The organism is Nonomuraea terrae (assembly GCF_044465245.1).
Taxonomy (GTDB): Bacteria; Actinomycetota; Actinomycetes; order Streptosporangiales; family Streptosporangiaceae; genus Nonomuraea; species Nonomuraea terrae.
Map to the genome: position 1 here is coordinate 549,631 of NZ_JBITLL010000006.1, position 15,175 is coordinate 564,805.

Here is a 15,175-nt window from a genome sequence, read left to right on the forward strand (position 1 = left end):
CATGTGGGCGCTCAAAGCGTGCGGCGCACCCGCATGATCTTGCGTCGCAGCCGCACGTGACGGCTCCCGTCGGGGTGGACGCGTACGCGCGCGAGCTCCCACTGACCGTACTCTGCGTGTTCGGTCAGCAGTTGACGTGCTGCTTCGCGAGTGAGGTCGCGCGGAATGAAGATATCCATGTAGGAGTAGTCGAGCACAACGATTAGTCTCCAGGGTGAGTCAGGGCGCCATGCCGCTCGATGGGCCTTATTCTGCGTGCTTGTGGGTGGACCCGGAAGCTAGTGGGTAGCCCGGGGGAAGGAAAAATCCGCGAGTCGGGTTACCTTTCAGTCTGTGCCGACTCCCGGCAGGGGGATTTGCAAGCGAACAGCGAGGTAGGAAGCAGCGTGCCAGCCAACAACGGCAGCGCCGGCGGAACACGCCTGGTGATCGTCGAGTCGCCCGCCAAGGCGAAGACGATCGCGGGGTACCTCGGGCGCGGCTACATCGTCGAATCGAGCATCGGTCACATCCGCGACCTACCGGAGAAGGCCGACGACATCCCGGAGAAGTTCAAGGAGTTCCCGTGGGCTCGCCTGGGTGTCAACGTCGAGCACGAGTTCGAGCCGCTGTACGTCGTCAACCACGACAAGAAGTCCCAGGTCGCCAAGCTGCGGCAGCTGCTGAAGGACGCCGACGAGCTCTACCTGGCCACTGACGAGGACCGCGAGGGCGAGGCCATCGCCTGGCACCTGCGCGAGGTGCTCAAGCCGAAGGTCCCGGTCCACCGCATGGTGTTCCACGAGATCACCCCGCAGGCGATCAGGGACGCCGTGTCCAACCCGCGCGACCTCAACCTCCGCCTGGTCGACGCCCAGGAGACCCGGCGCATCCTCGACCGCCTCTACGGCTACGAGGTCAGCCCCGTGCTGTGGAAGAAGGTCAAGCGGGGGCTGTCGGCCGGCCGGGTGCAGTCGGTGGCGACGCGGCTGGTGGTGGAGCGTGAGCGTGAGCGCATGGCGTTCACCTCCGCCCATTACTGGGACCTGCAGGCGCTGTTCGACACGGGCAAGGCCGAGGAGCGGCCGCGCGACTTCACCGCCACGCTGACCGGCGTCGACGGCAGGCGGGTGGCGCAGGGCCGCGACTTCGCCAGCACCGGGCAGCTCAAGAACGCCGACGTGCTCCACCTGTCGGAGGCCGCCGCAGGGGAGCTGGCCGGCCGGTTGCAGGGCGTGTCGTTCGCGGTCAGGTCCGTCGAGCGCAAGCCGTACACCCGCAAGCCGTACGCGCCGTTCCGGACGACCACGTTGCAGCAGGAGGCCAGCCGGAAGCTGGGATTCTCCGCGAAGTACACGATGCAGGTCGCCCAGCGCCTCTACGAGAACGGCTTCATCACCTACATGCGTACCGACAGCATCACGCTGTCGGAGACGGCGGTGGCGGCCGCGCGCTCACAGGCCATCAAGCTGTACGGCGCCGCGTACGTGCCCGACAAGCCGCGCGTCTACTCCAGCAAGGTCAAGAGCGCGCAGGAGGCGCACGAGGCGATCCGGCCGTCGGGCGAGGAGTTCCGCACCCCGGGCGAGACCGGCCTGTCGGGCGACATGTTCCGCCTGTACGAGCTGATCTGGCAGCGTACGGTGTCGTCCCAGATGAAGGACGCGGTCGGCGAGTCGGTCACGGTGAAGGTCGGCGGGCGGTCGACCGGCGGCGAAGACGTCGAGTTCAGCGCGTCCGGGCGGACGATCACGTTCTACGGCTTCCTGAAGGCGTATGTCGAGGGGGCCGACGACCCGTCGAGCGACCGTGACGACGCCGAGAAGCGGCTGCCCAACCTGGCCGAGGGCGACGCGCTCAGCGTGACCCGGCTCGACGTGGCCGGCCACTCCACCAAGCCGCCCGCGCGCTACACCGAGGCGTCGCTGGTCAAGGAGCTGGAAGACCGCGAGATCGGGCGGCCTTCGACGTACGCCTCGATCATCGGCACGATCCTCGACCGCGGCTACGTGTTCAAGAAGGGCACGGCGCTGGTGCCGTCGTTCCTGGCGTTCGCCGTGGTCAACCTGCTGGAGCAGCATTTCGGCGAGCTGGTCGACTACGCCTTCACCGCCGAGATGGAGAAGGTGCTCGACGACATCGCCAACGACCGGGCGGAGCGGCTGCCGGAGCTGCAGCGGTTCTACTACGGCTCCGACGGTGACGAAGGTCTCAAGGAGATGGTCACCGACCTCGGCGACATCGACGCCAAGGAGATCAGCTCCTTCCCGATCAAGGGCACCGACATCGTGCTGCGGGTCGGGCGTTACGGCCCGTACCTCGACAGGGACGGCGCCCGGATCAACGTGCCCGAGGACATGACGCCCGACGAGCTGACGGCGGAGAAGGCCGAGGAGCTGTTCTCGCGGCCGACGGGCGACCGCGAGCTGGGGCACGACCCGGTGACCGGTCACATGATCGTGGCCAAGGACGGCCGGTACGGCCCTTATGTGACGGAGATCCTGCCGGAGCCGCCGGCCGACGAGACGCCGAAGAAGCGGACGAAGAAGGCCGACGCGCCCAAGCCGCGCACGAGCTCGCTGTTCAAGTCGATGTCGCTCGACACCATCACGCTGGAGGACGCGCTCAAGCTGCTGTCGATCCCGAGGGTCGTGGGTGAGCTGGAGGGCGAGGAGGTCATGGCGTACAACGGGCGATTCGGGCCGTACGTGAAGAAGGGCACCGACTCCCGTTCGCTGGCCTCCGAGGACGAGCTGCTGACGGTCACCATCGAGCAGGCGAAGGAGCTGTTCGCGCAGCCGAAGCAGCGCGGCCGGCGCGCGGCCGCCGCGGCGCCGCTGCGTGAGCTCGGCGACGACCCGGCCTCCAAGAAGCCCGTGGTGGTCAAGGAAGGGCGTTTCGGCCCGTACGTCACCGACGGTGAGACCAACGCGTCGCTGCGCAAGGGCGACACGGTGGAGGACATCACCATCGAACGGGCGGCCGAGCTGCTGGCCGAGCGCCGCGAGCGCGCTCCCGCGCCGAAGAAGACGACGGGGCGCAAGGCTCCGGCGAAAAAGACGACGGCGAAGAAGCCGGCCTCGAAATCGTAAGTAGCATCAAGATGTGTTCGTCCTGATCTTCCTGGGCGGTGGTCTGCTCGCGCACGCCTACCTGTGGTGGCGGCTGGTGCGGCAGACCACCGGGCCGGGGCGTCTGCGCAGGGTGCTGACTCTCTGCCTCGTGGTGCTGTTCGCCATGCTCGTGGCGACCTTCGTGGGTGCCCGGACGGGGCTGGAGGGCTGGCTGGTCTGGGCGGGCTACATCTGGGTCGCGGTGATGTTCTACCTCGCGGTGATCCTCATCATGCTGGAGATCCCGCGGGCGGTGGCGGCGGCGTTCCTCCGCGCCCGCTCGCGCCGCTCGCCGCCCGTCGCGGTGCCCGCTCTCACGGGTCCGGGGCCGGAGCGGCCCGAGGCCCTCACGGGGCCGACGCCGGAGCGGGCCGAGCCCAGCACAGGACCCACGCCGGAGCGGCTCGCGGGACGTGACCTTCCCGCGGCTCCTGACCGACGGCTCTTCCTCGCCCGCACCGTCGCCTTCGTGGCGGGGGCAGGGGCGCTGGGCACGGTCGGGTACGGCCTTTCGAGCGCGCTGGGCGACCCGGTGATCGAACGGGTCCAGGTCGGACTGCCGAGGCTCGACCCCCGGCTGAGCGGCCTGCGGTTCGCCGTGGTGAGCGACGTCCACCTGGGGCCGCTGACGGGCATCGGGCACACCGAGCGCATCGTCCGCATGATCAACGGCCTGGAGGCCGACGTGGTGGCGATCGTGGGCGACCTGGTCGACGGCTCGGTGGCGCGACTGGGGCCGCTGGCCAGGCCGCTGCGGCACCTGGAGTCGCGTTACGGGGCCTTCTTCGTGACCGGCAACCACGAGTACTTCGCGCCCGAGGGCCCCGGCGAGTGGATCGAGGAGCTGGGCGAGCTCGGCGTACGCTCGCTGCGAAACGAGCGCGTGGAGATCAGGCACCAGGGCGCCGTGCTCGACCTGGCCGGAGTCAACGACGTCGGCGGCGCCTCCGTGGGCGATCCGCCCGACTTCGCCAAGGCGCTCGGCGGGCGCGACCCCCGCCGCTCGTCGGTGCTGCTGGCCCACCAGCCGATCCAGGTCTCCGAGGCCGCCCGCCACGGCGTCGACCTGCAGTTGTCCGGCCACACCCACGGCGGTCAGCTGGCGCCGTTCAACCTGGTCGTGGGCTTGCAGCAGCCGGTGGTGTCGGGGCTCGCGCGGTTCGGCGGCACCCAGGTGTACGTCACCAGGGGCGCCGGATTCTGGGGCCCGCCCGTACGCGTGGGCGCGCCGCCCGAGATCACCATGCTGGAATTGGGAAGCTGACTTTTGGTAATGGAGTAGTCACGCATCGCCATCCTGGCGTAGTATCCGTGCGGATACTCTCAGGAGGTGGCATGGTCTCCTCGCCCATGGAAGAGGCGCTGCGGCAGGACATCGCGCCGTGGGCCAGACGCGGCGGGCTGCTGCTCAGGCAGGCCAGGCGGGCGGCGAGCCTCAACCAGAAGGCCCTGGCCAGCGTGAGCGGCACGTCCCGCACGACGCTGTCGGCGTACGAGCACGGCAGGAAGTCCCCGACGCTCGAGACGGCGGGGCGCATCCTCGACGCTGCCGGGTTCCGGCTGACGCTGGAGGCCAAGGTCGAGTGCGCGACGCTGGCGACCCGCGACGGGCGCGCGTTCCACGTGCCGAGCCGGCTGGGGCGGCTGCCGGTGGCGGCGGCGCTCGGCGTCGCGCGGATCGGTGGCCGGTCCTACGACCTGGCCGACCGCGGCGAGCGGCGGGCCGCCTACACCGCGCTGCTGTGCGAGGGCGGGCCGGAGGAATTGCTCGCTCACGTCGACGGTGTGCTGCTCGTCGAGTTGTGGGACGAGCTCGCGCTGCCGAAGGAGATTCGCGGCGCATGGCGGCCATTGGTGGAAGAGGCGCGGGAAGAGGCCGGAGTTATGAATTGATGATGTTTTTGGGTGCCTATTCCAGGTGTGTGACCTGCGCCCGTGCCCGTTCCCGTAATACCCTCAGCCCCGAGCAACCGGGAATATCCGGCTCCTCGCTAGTCTGCCCGCCTCTGCTCCCCACCTGGATACGCTGAAATCATGACTGCCCCTGGCCGTAGCCGCCCGACTCACGTGCTGGCCAATGCGCCGTTCCGACGGCTGTGGACGGCCATGTCGGTGTGCAGTCTGGGCGACTGGCTCAACCTGCTGGCCCTGACCGCGCTGGCCGGCAATCTCACCGAGGGCGACTACCGCGTGCAGTCGCTGGCCGTCGGCGGCGTGTTCGTCGCCAAGATGTTGCCCGCCGTGCTGCTCGGGCCGCTCGCCGGGGTGTTCGCCGACCGGTTCGACCGGCGGCTGACGATGGTCACGGCCGACGTGGCCAGGTTCGCCGTGGTGTTGTCGATCCCGTTCGTCAACAGCTACCAGTGGGTCATCATCGCGACGATCCTGGTCGAGTGCGTCAACCTGTTCTGGGTCCCGGCCAAGGACGCGACGGTGCCCAACCTGGTGCCGAAGAGCCAGCTCGAGTCGGCCAACCAGCTCAACCTCCTGGTCACCTACGGCACCGCGCCGGTCGCGGCCCTGCTGTTCGCCGCGCTGTCGGTGGCGGGCGACCTGGTCACGGGGCTGGTGCCGTTCTTCGACGGTCGCGACGCGACCAGCGTGGCGCTCGTCGTCAACGCCTGCGCCTACCTGGTCTCCGCCGTGCTGATCTTCACGCTGCGCGACATCCCGCGGCGTGACGGCGCGATCTCCACGCCCTCGGTGCTCAAGCAGGTGTTCGAGGGCTGGCGGTTCGTGGGCGGCAACCGGCTGGTGCGCGGGCTGGTCATCGGCATGCTGGGCGCGTTCGCGGCGGGCGGCGCGGTGGTGGGCGTGGCCAAGATCTACGTGGCGACGCTCGGCGGTGGCGACGCGGCGTACGGCGTGGTGTTCGCGGCGGTCTTCGTCGGCATGGCGCTCGGCATGTTCTTCGGGCTGCGCCTGCTGAGCGGGCTGTCGCGGCGGCGGCTGTTCGGCCTGGCCATCACCGTCGCCGGGCTGGTGCTCGTCGCGATCGCGCTGGTGCACAACCTGGTGATCGTGGTCATGCTGACCGTGGCGCTGGGGGCGTGCGCGGGCATCGCCTGGATCATCGGCTACACGCTGATCGGGCTGGAGGTCGAAGACGCGCTGCGGGGCCGTACGTTCGCGTTCCTGCAGTCCACGGCTCGGGTGACGCTGCTGCTGGTGGTCGCCGTGGCCAACCCGCTGGCAGCCCTGTTCGGCGTGCACGAGATGGGGCTCGGCCAGCTGACCTACCGCTTCGACGGCACCAACCTGGTGCTGGTCGTCGGCGGGGCGCTGGCGGTGGGCGTCGGCGTGCTCGCGCTGCGGCACATGGACGACCGCAAGGACGTCTCCCTGGCCGCCGACCTGATCGCGGCGGTGCGCGGCGAGCGTTTCCCGGCCGAGGCGCCCGAGCACGTGCCCGGGCTGTTCGTGGCCTTCGAGGGCGGCGAGGGGTCGGGTAAGACCACCCAGTCGCGCCTCATCGCGATCTGGCTGCGCGACCAGGGCTACGACGTCGTCCAGACGCGCGAGCCGGGCTCCACCAAGATCGGTATGCGGCTGCGGGCGATCCTGCTCGACGCGGCCGAGCGCGGGTTGTCGGCGCGCGCCGAGGCCCTGCTGTACGCCGCCGACCGCGCCGAGCACGTCGAGAAGGTGATCCGGCCGGCCCTCTACCGCGGCTCGCTCGTGGTCACCGACCGCTACGTCGACTCCTCGCTGGCCTACCAGGGCGCCGGGCGGGCCCTCGACCCCGAAGACGTGTCCAAGATCAACGCTTGGGCGACCGGCGGCCTGGTGCCGCACCTCACCGTGCTCATCGACACGCCGCCCGAGGTGGGGCTGACCCGGCTCGGCGGTGCCGCCGACCGGATCGAGTCCGAGCCGCTGGAGTTCCACGAGCGGGTGCGCAAGGAGTTCCGGGCGCTGGCGGCGAAGGCTCCCGAGCGCTACCTCGTGGTCGACGGCACCCAGCCGCAGGACGCCATCACCCGCCAGATCCAGGACCGCGTCCGCGAGATCCTGCCCGACCCCGTCCCCCACGAGTCTGAGGACGCCACGGGCACGATGCCCGCCATCCGCGACTAGCCTTCCAACAGCAGTCTGGCCACCGCGTTGAGGGTCATGGCGATGCCGATGCCGCCGACGGTCCAGCCGAGCAGCCGCGCGGTGTTCCTGGTCAGCCAGTCGTTGATGCGTTGCAGCAGTGGCTCCACCGCGCGGTGGGCGGTCAGGCGGGCGACGGTCAGCACGATCGCCGGGAGCGTCATCACCAGGCAGTATCCGGCGAGGGTGGCCCCGGCGACCGGCCAGCTGAGGTCGCCGCCGGCGATCAGGCCCACGGCGGCGAGGTAGGGCAGCATCGTGGCCACCTCCAGCAACGCCGCCACCACCGCCAGGCTCATCAGCGCGCCCGCGCTGCCGCTGCCCGACATCGCCCTGACCCGCCACCGCTGCACCTTGCCCGGCTTGCCCTCCTGCCGCCGGGCTCTGGCCTCCAACCAGTAGCTCAACGCGATGATCGCGAGGCCCAGGACGAGTTGTCCTCCTTTGAGGTGGAGTGGCGGGATGCCGGCGAGGGCTTCGCGTACCGCGACCAAGGCGGCGTCGGCGCCCAGCGTGAGCAGCACGCCCACGCCGAAGTAGAACACCGCCACCGTCGTCAGGTAGACGGCGATGCGGCCCGGGCGCAGGCGGCCCGGGGTCAGCAGCAGCCAGACGGGGATCAGGAGTGTGCCGAAGCTGGTGCTGTCGATCAGCCCGAGCCCGGCCAGCATCAGTGCGAGCGCGGGCGTCATGTGGCCGCTCCCCGGTCGAAGAGACGGGAGATGTACGCGGTGAGGGCGCCGTGGATGCCTGCCGCGTCGTAGCGGTCGCCCGTCACGGCGTGGTGCAGGCTCAGACCGTCCGCGAACGCGACCAGTGCCGCCGCCTCCGTCGCCGGATCGACCGTGGTGTCCAGCTCGCCGGCGCGCTGGGCGGCCGCCAGGACTTCTGCGGCGCCGCCGATCAGGTCGGCGGTGGCGGTCTGGTGGATGGCGGCCATCTTCGGGTTGGTCAGCGAGGCCTGGACGAAGTTCAGCCACACCCTGAGCTCGCGTTCCCGTTCCTGGTCGAGAGGCAGGAGTGTCTCCATCAGGCGCGTCAAGAAGTCGCGTATGGGGGTGGTCGGCTGGACCTGGCGTACGCGCTCGACGGCGCGCTGGTAGACGTGCTCGATGCCGAAGATCAGCAGCTCGTCCTTGGAGCGGAAGTATCGCTGCACCAGGCCCACGGACACGTCCGCCGCGGTCGCGACGTCGGCCAGGGTGGTGCGGATGATCCCGCGGTCGGCGAGGGTCCCGATCAGGGCCTCGGCGATCTGCAGGCGCCGGGTGTCGGCGTCGGCGTGCTTGGTCATGACAAAATATTACCGTAATATTTTTTCTCCTGCCAGGGCTCTGCCACGGAGACAGCGGCACGGCGTACAGGAGGTCTTCGGGCGGGTCGGCCGGGATCGCCCAGCAGGCTGCCGGTCGGGGCGGTGCTCGGCCGCGTTCCCGTGCCGCCCTGGTCGGGACGTGGCGGGCGTCGGTGGCGGCTAGCCTTGGCTCGTGACGGTTTTCGATGACCTCGTCGGGCAGCACCACGCGGCGACCGTGCTGTCGCGGGCCGCGGCGGCGGCCGGCGAGGTCGTCGCGGGCGGGCGGGGCGCCGGAATGACGCACGCCTGGCTGTTCACCGGCCCGCCGGGCTCCGGTCGCGAAGAGGCCGCGCGCGCCTTCGCCGCGGCGCTGATGTGCCCCGATGGCGGCTGCGGCCACTGCGACCAGTGCCACCAGGTGCTCATCGGCTCACACCCCGACCTGGAGACCGTACGTCCTGAGGGCCTGTCCTACAGCGTCAGGCAGACCCGCGAGCTGATCCTGCGGGCGGCAGGGGCGCCCACGCAGGGCCGGTGGCGCGTCATCCTCTTCGAGGACGCCGACCGGGCCACGGAGGCCGCCGCCAACGCCCTGCTCAAGGCCATCGAGGAGCCGCCGCCGCGTACGGTCTGGCTGCTGTGCTCGCCCTCGCCCGACGATCTGATGATCACCATCAAGTCGCGGTGCCGGCTCGTCACGCTGACCACTCCCGCCACCGAGGCGGTCGCCCATGTCCTGGCCACCCGCGACAACGTGCCGCCGGACATCGCCACGTTCGCCGCACGGGCCGCCCAGGGCCACATCAGCCGCGCGCGGGCGCTGGCGCTCGACGAGGACGTCAGGCGGCGCAGGGAGGCCGTGCTGGCCATCCCGCGCTCGCTGACCGGCGTCGGCGAGTGCGTCTCGGCCGCCGAGCGGCTGGTGAAGACCGCCGAGGACGAAGCAGCCGCCGCCACGGCCGCGCTCAACGAGAACGAGACATCCGAGCTGCGCAAACTGTACGGGGAAGGCTCCACGGGCAAGGGGCTCAACCGCGGCCTCGTCCGCGGCGGCGCGGGGGCGCTGAAGGAGCTGGAAGACCGGCAGAAGTCGCGGGCCACCCGGCTCAAGCGCGACTCGCTCGACGCGGCGCTGCTGGAGCTGGTGTCGTTCTACCGCGACGTGCTGGCGATGCAGTTCGGGGCGGCGGTCGAGCTGGCCAACGACGACCTCCGCTTCGACCTCGACCAGCTGGCCAGGTCCTCCACCCCCGAGGAGACGCTGCGCCGGATCGACGCGATCATGCAGTGCCGCGAACGGCTGGCGGCCAACGTCAACCCGCAGATCGCCGTCGAGGCGATGATGCTGGCTCTGCGTTCCTGAGCTTCCCGAAGCAGCAGATCCGGCCGACAGGCGTCTCTGGTACGTGGAAGTCGAACTACTCACCCAACGCGAAGCCCTGGCGCGGGAGCGCGTCGACATAGCGTCGATCTTCGCCGAGCATCACGTCGGCCTCGTGCGACTGGCGCTCCTGATGGTCGGCGACCAGGCGAGCGCCGAAGACGTCGTTCAGGAGGCGTTCGCGCGCACGCACGCCGGCCGGGCCAGGATGCGCGACGCCGACAAGGCCCTGGCCTACGTGCGCTCCGCCGTGCTCAACGGGTGCCGGTCGGTGCTTCGCAGGCGGGCGACGGTGTTCCGGCGGGCGGTGCCGTACGAACCGCCTGTCTGGTCGGCGGAGAGCGCCGTGCTGCTGGGCGAGGAGCGGCGCGAGGTGCTGCGCGCGCTGCAGGAGCTGCCGGGCCGGCAGCGGGAGGCCCTGACGCTGCGCTACTACTTCGACCTGTCCGACCAGGAGATCGCCGACACCATGGGGGTCGGCGCCAGCACGGTCAGATCCACGATCGCACGAGGGCTGGCCGCCCTCGCCCGAGCACTTGGGGAGGACTCATGAGCAGCCCGGTGGAAGACCGCCTCCGTGAGGCTCTGGCCGAGGCCGGGGCGAGCCTCGACGCGAGCACACTGCGCCCGCTGCGGGCGCCCGAGCGGCGCCGCTTCCAGGTCGACTTCCGGCTCGTCGCCGCCGCGGCGGTGGTCGTGGTGCTCGGGGGAGCGGCCGTGGGGCTGGGCGGTGCCGGCGACGAGGATCGCGCGGTGGCCGCGAACCCGCCGTCGCCCGCGACGGAGGCGTCCGTCTTCCTCTGCGCGACGTCGACGCCCAAGGAGTCGCCGTGTGAGGGCCGCAACATCACGCCACTGCAGACGAAGGCGGTCGAGGCGGAGCTGAAGCGGCTTCCGCAGATCGAGACGGTGCGCTACGTCGACCAGTCCGTCGCCTACGCCGCCTTCCGCAGGAGTTTCGCGCACAACCAGGCGCTGCTGGACGAGGTGAAGGTCACCGACCTACCCGCAGCGTTCCGGGTGAAGATCAGTGCGGGCACCGATCTGCGTCAGCTGAACGAGTCGCTGCGGCGGGTGGCCGGGATTCACGATGTGGCCGTTGGGGGCACCGCCCTCCAGGCGAGCGAGATGATCTCGAAGTGGGACATCAGCGTCTTCCTGTGCCAGAAGGGTTCGAGCATCCCGGAATGCGGTGCGAAGCTCAAGCCGCGCGACGACGGCGACTTCCTGATCACCAAGGAGGGGAAGGGGACGACGACGGCCCAGCGGAAGGCTGTCCTCGCGGTGATCGAGGATATGCCCGAGGTGGAGTCGTACGTCTTCGAAGACCGCGCGACGGCGTTCGAGAATTTCCGGCGTGCGTACCGGGACAACAAGACGTTGCTGGCGGCGACCAGGGTGGAGGACATGCCGGAGTCGTTCAGGCTCAAGCTGAAGGAGGAAGAGGCGGCGGCGGAGGGCGACGTGGTCGCCGAGCTGAGGCGACAGGCGGGGGTGGGCAGGGTCATCTCCGGCCAGTGTTCGGCCGACCGCGCGGCACTGACGCAGAACTTCGGCCTGATTCTGCCGGAGAGCAAGGTGTGTCCCGTGGGCAAATGATCTGCCTGCCGGCGCCCATCGCCACGTAATGTGGCAAAGAAGGCCGTCAGTAACCCCCACAGGCCGGTCAGGAGGCGAGCTCTAGCCCATGGGAATGATCATGGCCGTGAGCTTCACCCGCTACGGGAGGCTCTACTACCTCGACCCGGGCGAGCACACCCCCAAGGTGGGCGACAAGGTGCTCGTCCCCACGGACTCCGGTCCGGAGGTGGCGGAGTGTGTGTGGTCGCCGCAGTGGACCAGCGAGGACATCGACGGGCTGCCGGTGTGCGCCGGGCTCGCGGGCGAGGAGCACCTCGCCCGCGACGAGGCCAACAAACGCCGCCGGGCGGAGGCGCGGAGTGTGTCGAAGCGGCTGATCAAGCGGCATGAGCTGCCGATGAAGGTCGTCGGCATCGACTTCCTCGACCAGGACAACGTCTACACGGTGTACTTCTCGGCGCCGCACCGCGTCGACTTCCGCGCTCTCGTCCGCGACCTGGCCCGCAACCTTCGGGCCCGCGTCGAGCTGCGCCAGATCGGGCCGCGCGACGAGGCGCGGCTCCAGGGCGGCATCGGGCCCTGCGGGCGCGACCTGTGCTGCGCCACGTTCCTGAAGGACTTCGAGCCGGTGTCCGTACGCATGGCCAAGGACCAGGACCTCCCCGTCAACCCGCTGCGGATCGCCGGGGCGTGCGGGCGGCTGATGTGCTGCCTGAAGTACGAGCATCCGCTGTACGTCGAGACCCGCAACAGAATGCCCCGGGCGGGAAGCCGCGTGAGCACCCCGCAGGGGGACGGAACGGTGCTGGGCCACAACGTGCCGTCCGACACGGTGACGGTCCGCCTCGACGACGGCGGACGCCGGTGCGCCTGCCCCTCGGCGTCGGTGTGCTCGCCGCGCATCCAGCACGACAAGATGTACGGCTCCGACTAGGCTCCGCCGTCCCTGCCCGAAGGCCGGGGTCTGCTCCCTCCGAAGACGTACGAGCCTGGGCGCGGCTGACTCCGCGCCGGCGAACCTGCTGGCCACACCATCCGGCGCAGCGCCGGATGGTGTGGCGGCCGGATATCCGGTGGCAGAGGTGGCATCCGATGGCGGAGGATCTGTCCTGGCATCGGTGGATCGATGGGAGCGAGAACCCCTCTGGCTCCTGTAGACTCTTTCCCGCTGCACATGCACGCCGCCTTAGCTCAGTCGGCCAGAGCACTTCACTCGTAATGAAGGGGTCTGGGGTTCGAATCCCCAAGGCGGCTCCAGCTCAAAGGCCTCTCGCGATCATCGCGGGGGGCCTTTTGTTAACACTCCTGCTAACAGGCGTCGTCGACGGCCTGGGCGAAGATGTCGGCGGCGGCGGTCTCCGCCGAGCGAATCACGTGGGCGTATACCCGCAGGGTGATCGCGGGGTCGGCGTGGCCGAGGCGAGCCGCGACGACGTGTACGGGGAGGCCGGCCAGGAGCAGCAGAGTCGCGTGTACGTGGCGTAGATCATGCAGGCGGATCATCGGTAGTGGGTTGGTGGCCGTCTTGTTGTGGTCCTCTATGAGCTTGCGTGGCAGGCCGGTGACGGTCGTGGGATAGATCGGGCCGCCCCAAGCTTCGGAGCCGATGCGCTGGCCGCAGCAGAACAGGTAGATGCCGAATGCTCTCCCGAGCTGGGCCACCCGTAGCAGCGCGGTCGAGGTGCTGGCGACCTCTTCCTTTTCTGACTTGTCGGCCATCAGGTACAGCTCGGCCAGCTCGTCGACCAGGACGACGACGGGTACCGGTCGCAGGGTGGGTGGGAGTTGCCAGATGTTGCGGGCGCCGGCCATCCGGCACACGCCCATTCGGTCTGTCATGAGTGCCACCAGGTCATCCAGCAGGCCGCCGCATTCGGTGCGGGTGGTGGCCAGTGCGGACAGCCGTGGCGCGTACGGTGTGAGCTCCACGCCGCCCTTGAGGTCGAAGCCGACCAGCGCCACCGGTTGCGGTGCGAGGCCGACGATGAGCGCGTTGGAGAGGTTGGACTTGCCTGACTGGGTCGGACCAGATCATGATCGAGATTGTCGAAGAACCCTTTGATATCAAGATTGATAACCCAGTCGGTCCGCCAGCAGCGTTCCCGGCACGCCCCCACCGCATCCAGCGCACTCTTGCGGGGCCGATACCCGTAGGAATCGGAATGAAAGATCTTCTCCACCTCCGGCTCCAGGGCCATGGCCGCCACCGTTTGCGCGATCCGGTCGGCGATCTCACCGTTACTCGCCAACCTGTTCATGCATTACGCGTTCGACGCATGGATGGTCCGGGAGTACCCGGGCATCGCCTTCGAACGGTACTGCGATGATGTGGTGATCCACTGCCGTAGTGAAGCCGCACCAGGTGCGGGACGCGATCGCGCAGCGATTGGACGAATGCGGGGGGTTGCAGCTGCATCCCGACAAGACCCGCATCGTGTACTGCAAGGACGGCAAGAGGCGTGGCTCGTACGAACACACCTCGTTTACCTTCCTCGCTAAGTATGGCAAGGCCACGGCGAAGATCACCGATGACATCGAGGAGTTACTCGCGTTCTATGACTATCCGGCCGAGCACTGGATCCATCTGCGCACGACCAATCCGATCGAGTCGACGTTCGCCACGGTGCGGCACGCGCGCCAGCGGGCCTGGGCTGATTCGATCAGCTTGAAGGCCATGGCCAGCCCGGCGGCCCGGGAGCCGGGTCCCTTGGTGACCTTGGTGCGGTTCAACGCACCCCACTTGGTGGCGCTGGTCCGTGCCGGCGCCGTCTTCACCGGCGGCAAGCTCGTCGAACGGCCCGAAGGAGTCGCCGCGTGAGTGGCCGGAACAACACCGCAGGGCCGCCGGCCGATGACGAGCATCAGCGATTCGCTCGCTACCTGCAGGACCTGGCACAGGTTCACCAGGAGAACGAGGCCGACCTGGTGAGCCTCATCCTTCGTGACTCGGATGCGACGATGGCGCAGTCCGCGGTGGCCCGCCACCTGGATCATCGAGCAGCACGGCTGCTTGCCGACGCGAGATTTCCCGGCTGGGCGTACACCGTGGCCACGGTGATCGCAGAGTGGGAGTTCCTCACCCGCCGCCTGCGTGAATGGACACTGCTGAGGTCGATCACCATGGGCGATCCGTGGACTGCGGAGGATCTCACCACCGCCTCCGATTGGTTCCAGCGCAAGGCTGCAGAGACCCTGACCTCACCTGCCGCTCTCACCTTGCTCATCAGTGCGGCAAGGACACGGCGCGTTCGCGCCGCTGCCAGCCGTCGGATGGCTCAGCGACACCAATAGCCAGACCTATTTGATCCACAGGTCTTGACGATTTCTCGTCCAGTTTTCGGATGCTCAATCTGGCGGCGGCTTGCCGAACCGGGTCTGCTTATCGTTGATCGCGATTACCGGTAGCTCTTCTGTTCATCTCCCGAGATTGCTATCCACGGCAGCATGTAAGCCGAAACATCCCCACTCACACCAGAGGCCGATTTGACGGCAACGGGCCACATCGATGACCGGGTTGTTCGCCCGGTCATCGCGGCGGTCGCGGGGAAGATGCTCAGTCCGAACAGAGGCGCGTTCATGTTCCTTGGGCGGCGACCGTCGCGATCGTCGGCGAGGTGCCGCTCGACCGGCTGCGGCACGCAGTACCCGCCTATTCCACCGTCAACGAGATCTGGCAACGCCTGCTCGAGACGTACGGAAGACCTCAGTAAATCACCGCAGTTAAGGAAT

12 protein-coding genes, 1 tRNA gene and 3 pseudogenes are annotated in these 15,175 nt (G+C 69.1%); 11 read left to right on the plus strand and 5 right to left on the minus strand.

All coding sequences use genetic code 11. The features are described from left to right. Positions 1-11: 11 nt before the first annotated feature. On the minus strand, positions 12-197 hold the full coding sequence (locus ACIBP6_RS31930; protein WP_103957247.1) for a DUF5703 family protein: 186 nt from the start codon (positions 195-197) through the stop codon (positions 12-14). Positions 198-386: 189 nt separating this feature from the next. Between ACIBP6_RS31930 and topA the strand changes: the two genes are divergently transcribed. The 4 genes from topA (at position 387) to tmk (ending at position 7,169) form a co-directional block, all read left to right on the plus strand. Beyond that, complete coding sequence (topA, locus tag ACIBP6_RS31935; protein ID WP_397057554.1) at positions 387-3,071, plus strand: type I DNA topoisomerase; 2,685 nt, start codon at positions 387-389, stop codon at positions 3,069-3,071. Positions 3,072-3,084: 13 nt separating this feature from the next. Continuing rightward, complete coding sequence (locus ACIBP6_RS31940) at positions 3,085-4,356, plus strand: metallophosphoesterase (RefSeq protein WP_397057555.1); 1,272 nt, start codon at positions 3,085-3,087, stop codon at positions 4,354-4,356. A 71-nt stretch (positions 4,357-4,427) separates the two neighbouring features. Next, complete coding sequence (locus ACIBP6_RS31945) at positions 4,428-4,985, plus strand: helix-turn-helix transcriptional regulator (RefSeq protein WP_397057556.1); 558 nt, start codon at positions 4,428-4,430, stop codon at positions 4,983-4,985. A 141-nt stretch (positions 4,986-5,126) separates the two neighbouring features. Beyond that, positions 5,127-7,169, plus strand: coding sequence for a dTMP kinase (tmk, locus tag ACIBP6_RS31950; RefSeq protein WP_397057557.1), 2,043 nt, complete (start codon positions 5,127-5,129; stop codon positions 7,167-7,169). Here tmk and ACIBP6_RS31955 read toward each other — a convergent pair. Then, positions 7,166-7,879: a GAP family protein gene (locus ACIBP6_RS31955; RefSeq protein ID WP_397057558.1), complete on the minus strand. Its 714-nt coding sequence runs from the start codon at positions 7,877-7,879 to the stop codon at positions 7,166-7,168. The two genes, tmk and ACIBP6_RS31955, sit on opposite strands and share 4 nt — an antisense overlap. Beyond that, entirely contained in the window at positions 7,876-8,481 is a 606-nt protein-coding gene (locus ACIBP6_RS31960; protein WP_397057559.1) for a TetR/AcrR family transcriptional regulator, read from the minus strand. Before ACIBP6_RS31960 ends, ACIBP6_RS31955 begins: the two co-directional genes overlap by 4 nt. A gap of 193 nt (positions 8,482-8,674) precedes the next feature. Between ACIBP6_RS31960 and ACIBP6_RS31965 the strand changes: the two genes are divergently transcribed. The 5 genes from ACIBP6_RS31965 (at position 8,675) to ACIBP6_RS31985 (ending at position 12,703) form a co-directional block, all read left to right on the plus strand. Further along, on the plus strand, positions 8,675-9,847 hold the full coding sequence (locus tag ACIBP6_RS31965) for a DNA polymerase III subunit delta' (protein ID WP_397057560.1): 1,173 nt from the start codon (positions 8,675-8,677) through the stop codon (positions 9,845-9,847). Positions 9,848-9,890: 43 nt separating this feature from the next. After that, positions 9,891-10,418, plus strand: coding sequence for a SigE family RNA polymerase sigma factor (locus tag ACIBP6_RS31970; RefSeq protein ID WP_246074977.1), 528 nt, complete (start codon positions 9,891-9,893; stop codon positions 10,416-10,418). After that, positions 10,415-11,464, plus strand: a complete 1,050-nt coding sequence (locus ACIBP6_RS31975) for a permease-like cell division protein FtsX (protein ID WP_397057561.1) — start codon at positions 10,415-10,417, stop codon at positions 11,462-11,464. Before ACIBP6_RS31970 ends, ACIBP6_RS31975 begins: the two co-directional genes overlap by 4 nt. A gap of 100 nt (positions 11,465-11,564) precedes the next feature. Then, positions 11,565-12,380, plus strand: a complete 816-nt coding sequence (locus ACIBP6_RS31980) for a stage 0 sporulation family protein (protein WP_397057941.1) — start codon at positions 11,565-11,567, stop codon at positions 12,378-12,380. Between the two features lie 246 nt (positions 12,381-12,626). After that, positions 12,627-12,703, plus strand: a tRNA-Thr gene (locus ACIBP6_RS31985). Between the two features lie 51 nt (positions 12,704-12,754). Here ACIBP6_RS31985 and ACIBP6_RS31990 read toward each other — a convergent pair. Continuing rightward, a pseudogene (locus ACIBP6_RS31990) lies at positions 12,755-13,477 on the minus strand (FtsK/SpoIIIE domain-containing protein); the annotation flags it as partial. 50 nt (positions 13,478-13,527) lie between these two features. Continuing rightward, positions 13,528-13,704 (minus strand): annotated as a pseudogene (locus ACIBP6_RS31995) (hypothetical protein); the annotation flags it as partial. Positions 13,705-13,940: 236 nt separating this feature from the next. On the opposite strand from ACIBP6_RS31995, the pseudogene ACIBP6_RS46845 reads away from it, so the two are divergent. Both ACIBP6_RS46845 and ACIBP6_RS32005 read left to right on the plus strand, forming a co-directional pair. After that, a pseudogene (locus ACIBP6_RS46845) lies at positions 13,941-14,264 on the plus strand (transposase); the annotation flags it as partial. Next, complete coding sequence (locus tag ACIBP6_RS32005) at positions 14,261-14,737, plus strand: hypothetical protein (RefSeq protein ID WP_397057562.1); 477 nt, start codon at positions 14,261-14,263, stop codon at positions 14,735-14,737. The pseudogene ACIBP6_RS46845 and the gene ACIBP6_RS32005, both read left to right, overlap by 4 nt. Positions 14,738-15,175: the final 438 nt, after the last annotated feature.